The organism is Holosporales bacterium (assembly GCA_031263535.1).
Lineage (GTDB): Bacteria > Pseudomonadota > Alphaproteobacteria > UBA3830 > JAIRWN01 > JAIRWN01.
Genome location: JAISFO010000019.1, coordinates 1 through 4,784, shown reverse-complemented (window position 1 = coordinate 4,784; position 4,784 = coordinate 1). Strand labels below are relative to the sequence as shown.

Here is a 4,784-nt window from a genome sequence, read left to right as displayed (position 1 = left end):
TCAACAATAATTTTAACTATAAAAACATTAAGTCCAAAAAACTGCGTCAAATAAGAAACAAACATGCATGAAGTCGTAAGAGAGATACTGGCTAAGATTAGAAACTTAACAAAAGTATGTGGTTTGGATGTTGAGAAAACCCAGCTTCTATTCATATTATAATTCACTAGGATAGATATACCTCTGGCGGCAACTGCACTGTATATCATACTTTCTGAGCAAAGAAAGAATATGGCAAACAAGATATAGTCAATAACAGTCGAAGTCATGGAAGAGGCCAAAAACCTAAGCAGAACAAAGTATATGCGCATAGAATCCAGCAAAGGATTAAAGTGCGAAGATTTGTTGTCGTCTATGTATATTGTGTCGATTGGCACTTCGATTATTCTGCCATTATTTCTTCCAACATAGGCCAAAACATTAATCTCATACTCATATCTTTCGCCACGCAGTGTCATAAGCTGCTTAAGATATCTTGCTGGTATGCCACGCAGACCAGTTTGAGTGTCCGATAAACTTTTCCCGATCAAAAACCTGAACACACGCTTAGTTATAATGTTTCCTATGCGGCTTCTAAGCGGTATTTCGCCGCTGAATTTTCTGCACCCCAAAACAAAAGATTTGCTGCTTTGTAATTTACTGGCGACTTTCTCGATATCCGCAGCAGTATGCTGACCGTCGCTGTCGGCCGTTACAACACCTGCATTACCAGGATAATTTGTGGTTATGTGGTTAATGGCGGTTTTAATAGCCCTGCCTTTACCAAGATTAACGCCATGCTCCAAAACTATGCAGTTACTGATTTTTGCTAGTTTTTTGAAAATATGGTCAGTATTAACGGCGCTGCCGTCATTAACAATAATAACTAAAAAACCTGATTTGGTAACGCTTCGGGCAAGATTTACCAACCCCATATCAGGGTTATAGGTAGGAATCAAAATAATGGGCTTGTTGCCATTCATTTTTTACAAGGTATAAATATAGCGGAATGCATAAGGCGCTTATTCTCACGTAACACACAAATGAACATATTGCCTTGATTGTCAGTTATACTGTCAAGGCCCAACCACCCGCGCATCACTTCATCTGCCACTTCAATCTGCTTGATCAATACAATACCATCGACCAGATGGTTCGCTTTTCCTTGTCTAAATTCTTCAACCGTTGGGACATAAACAAGATTTCTTCCACAATGATAGGCGGAAATAAAGTAATAATTAGCTACAAGAATAGAGTTTTTGTGAAAATTGTTTTTTATAAACTTTTCGGTTTCCGTTAAATCTGTAACGTCTAGTTTTCCCCTATATATAGCTTCTTTAGTAAAGCTACTCAGGTGGGATGTTTCTCTGCATATGAACGATGCGCCGCTGTACAAAGAAAAGCTAACAAAAACGATGGTAAGTATGGCTTTTGCTCTACTATTTACTAGCCTTGAGCAGAAATAGTACGCGACGATATAGAACATAGGAATAACGTATATATAATATCTAGCGTCACACCACACCCCAGTAATTATCGAGTAGCAGATCATCGGCATCAGAACCGTGATAATAGAAAATATTGCCATTTTCTTCATAAAAGAGTCGAGGCTATTTTTAGATTTGAAAAATATAAACACTATTGTGAAAAGCAAAGCGCATGGGAAATGTTTGTACGAAAGCTGGCTGCAATGACATAAAAACCAAGCGATTGAATCTATAGCGTCTAGTTTGTCAACGTATGACTTGATCATGCTGGTATAGAACTCGACCGTATTACCTTGAACTTCTATAAACGCGCAAAATAAAGCTTTAAACAAATAGACTGTAAATAAAAATCCAATCAGGATTTTGAATAATTCTTTAAAAAAGCCAACCGCACCAGTTTTTTCCTGTCTCAGCAATGGCAAAATTGGCAAAAATTGAAACATTTGACCGCGAAGTAATCCCGCAATGCCAATTAAAACACCAACTATAAAACCATTAAAGCGACCTGTGACCATACCCCAAAATATGACCATCAGTACAGTCCACGCCCATGGATCTGTGATCGGCCGATTAGTATTGCACCATATAGTACCATTACATAGTATCAAAGCTAGCAACAGCGCTGCACGTCGATCTGGGAAAAATTTCTTAACAGCAAATCCAAGAAAAATATTTCCTATTATTGTTATTGCTGATGAAAAGTATGCAAAATACAGAATGCTGACTCTACCGATAAACTTGAAAAACAAGCCGATTATTAATGAGAACAGATGATTTGGATATACACCTAACTGGCTGCTTGACGTGATGCCTTGCTCTAGCCCGGAATAGGCTGCGATTCCAGGCCATGCGGCCCTATCTCTAATAAAGCAAACTCCATTTGCCGTATATCCCAGGACATCATAATAATCAAAAAGGCCTTTGCCTAAGGTAAAATACAATATTTTAAACACAACGGACAAAAGCACTATAAACGAACAGTATCTGTATTTGTTTTCAACAATATAATCAAAAAAATTGCTCATTGCTTAACTCAAATACACAAATTCATCTGTAAGGTTAACCAAAGGTCGGAAAATGGCTATGTCTGATTCAGTTGCGCTCAACAAAAGGGGGCAGGCATCTTTCTTGGCAACAGGAATAGACCCAAACCCCTCGACAAACATCGAACTTTGTCCGTAAAAATCTCTAAGCTCTGCCGCTTTTTCAGGGCCGGCGCACATAATACCTGAAATGTTACCGGAAGGCACAAAAAACCTTCGATCCCAAAATGCTTTTTGCCCAGCTTTTGCATTGTCTATTCCGCGCAACTCTCGCATGACATGAAAGCAGTCTCTTCTTTTAGCCAACAAGCAACCTGAGACATTGATCTTTTTTCCGGCAGGCAAGCGCTGCATTTGTTCAACCGCCAAGACAAGCTGATCATCTGATGCAGGATATTGTTTCCCACCAAGAGACCACAAAAGCCTTCTCATTACATGTTTTCGTACATATTGCGGAAGCTCATGAAATTTATCGGCAGAAAAAATTGCATAACCAAATCTGTTAACCTCAACCTGAGCTTTAATAAAAGCGCTGGCGAGATGCTCCAATTCTTGTCTAACCTTACTTAGATTTAGAATTTTTCCACAAATTTCGGTTTTATCGGCATTCTTAGCCAATGCTGTTCGCACGCGGACTCTTTTATACTTTTGGTCGAAGTTGCTGGGGTCCTCAACCCACTTTTGCCCTTTGGCAGTTAGGTATTCTATTAGTTCATTTTTATAGACATTAAGCAAAGGCCTAAGCAGCACGACATTGCCAGCAGGTAATTTTACCGAAGCGCTCATCCCTGCTAATCCATAATCTCCACTGCGCGACTCCTGGCGTATAAGATGAGTCTCAATTTGGTCATCGAGAGTATGCGCAACCAGCAAATAGTCCGCCCCAACCTCATTACAAAAATCAAGCAAAAGGTCATATCTAGCCTGCCTAGCATACACCTGTTTGCGTCCGCACGGGATGGCGCCATGATTCCATTTCATAATGCGGTGGTTGACTGCTCTCTCTTTCATCCATCGGCCAACGGTCTTGGCCTCTTCGGCCGATTCTGGCCGCAGGTCATGATCAACCGTAAAGGTAAAAAGTTCGCCCCCATTAGCACGCGTCCATTGGTCGGCTAAAACAGCCAAGGACATACTGTCAGCACCGCCAGACAGCGCCGAAACAAAAACCTTTCCCCTTATGTCATGCGGATCGCCTGTAAACAAAAGCCGATTCATATTAGACGCGAACTTATCTTCTAGTTCAGATGACATATTCGTAATTAATTGCCTTTAGAGGCCAGTTTCGACTTTTCCTGATCAGCCAGCTTTTTAAGCCGAGGTGGCAAGTCTTTATAGTCAGTTAGCAATTTCTCAAGAGTTATTTTGGCGTCTTTCTTTTTGCCTACAGCAATCAGAGTTTTAGACAGTTTATAAAGCAGCTCTGGGGCTTGAGGGCTTTTGGGGTTGATTTTATACCCTTTGACATATGCCAAAGATGCCTCTCCATAATCTTTAACCGCACAGCAAGCCTCCCCAAGCCAACAGTATACCGCTTGGGATTCTGGAGAAGTATCCCCAACCCGAGCAATATACTGCTTAGCCTTAGTCTGCACGGTTTTATACGCCCCTTGCTCCATTAAAGCCTTTATTTCTTTTACTTCTTCGCTTGATTTAGCTGGTTTATCAGTTTTTGGCGGCGTTTTAACGCCCTCTGCTTTATCACCCTTTTTGGCTGCGGCAGGCTGGGGCAGTTTTTTCAGTGATTCGCCAAGCTCTTGTAGCGAAGTTTTTAACTCATCGAACCTAATGGCTATATCTTGATGCAGCTTACCATTTTCGCTGACCTGCTTGTCCAGAGTATGCTGAATCTGCTCAACAATACCAGTCAACTGGCGCAAAGTGTCCTCCATATCCGCAAGCCTAGCCTCAATCAGTGCCGCGTTTTGTCTTGCGTCCGCCTGTGACACAATAAGTAAGAGTGCTATAAAAAACCTAGCTATCATCATCTGTTCCCGAACATCGCCGGTGATTATAACCTTTGCGGTAAATTTTCAAAATCTAATTAATTACCCGCCGCATCTTTTGAGTTGTGAAAAATCAGCAATTGATGCAACATCATGGCGGTGTTTATGGGCACATAGCTCAGTGGTAGAGCGCTACGTTGACGTCGTAGAGGTCGTAGGTTCGAACCCTACTGCGCCCACCAGTAGTTTTGGTGGATTTTCAGAGATTTATGTTTTTTATAATTGTAGGGATATTGAAGATTTATCCCACTGAGGTCCCACGTTTTATG

At 41.1% G+C, this 4,784-nt stretch carries 4 protein-coding genes and 1 tRNA gene; 1 reads left to right on the top strand and 4 read right to left on the bottom strand.

All coding sequences use genetic code 11. The features are described 5' to 3' along the window. From LBL30_01910 to LBL30_01895, 4 genes are all read right to left on the bottom strand, one after another. The coding region (locus tag LBL30_01910; GenBank protein MDR1031858.1) for a bifunctional glycosyltransferase family 2/GtrA family protein at positions 1 to 962 on the bottom strand (962 nt) is incomplete at its 3' end. Further along, a complete protein-coding gene (locus LBL30_01905) occupies positions 959 to 2,491 on the bottom strand; it encodes a hypothetical protein (GenBank protein MDR1031857.1) in 1,533 nt (510 codons plus the stop codon). The genes LBL30_01905 and LBL30_01910, both read right to left, overlap by 4 nt. Before the next feature lie 3 nt (positions 2,492 to 2,494). Next, a complete protein-coding gene (gene tilS / locus LBL30_01900) occupies positions 2,495 to 3,763 on the bottom strand; it encodes a tRNA lysidine(34) synthetase TilS (GenBank protein ID MDR1031856.1) in 1,269 nt (422 codons plus the stop codon). An 8-nt stretch (positions 3,764 to 3,771) separates the two neighbouring features. Further along, positions 3,772 to 4,458 carry a hypothetical protein gene (locus LBL30_01895; protein ID MDR1031855.1) on the bottom strand — a complete coding sequence of 229 codons (687 nt, stop codon included), beginning with the start codon at positions 4,456 to 4,458 and terminating at the stop codon, positions 3,772 to 3,774. Between the two features lie 164 nt (positions 4,459 to 4,622). Here LBL30_01895 and LBL30_01890 point away from each other — a divergent pair. After that, positions 4,623 to 4,697: transfer RNA gene (locus LBL30_01890), tRNA-Val, on the top strand. Positions 4,698 to 4,784 lie beyond the last annotated feature (87 nt).

Excerpts from the sequence above, each read along its gene's own strand:
- tilS (MDR1031856.1), bottom strand. The coding sequence starts at position 3,763 with ATGTCATCTGAACTAGAAGATAAGTTCGCGTCTAATATGAATCGGCTT.
- LBL30_01905 (MDR1031857.1), bottom strand. The coding sequence starts at position 2,491 with ATGAGCAATTTTTTTGATTATATTGTTGAAAACAAATACAGATACTGT.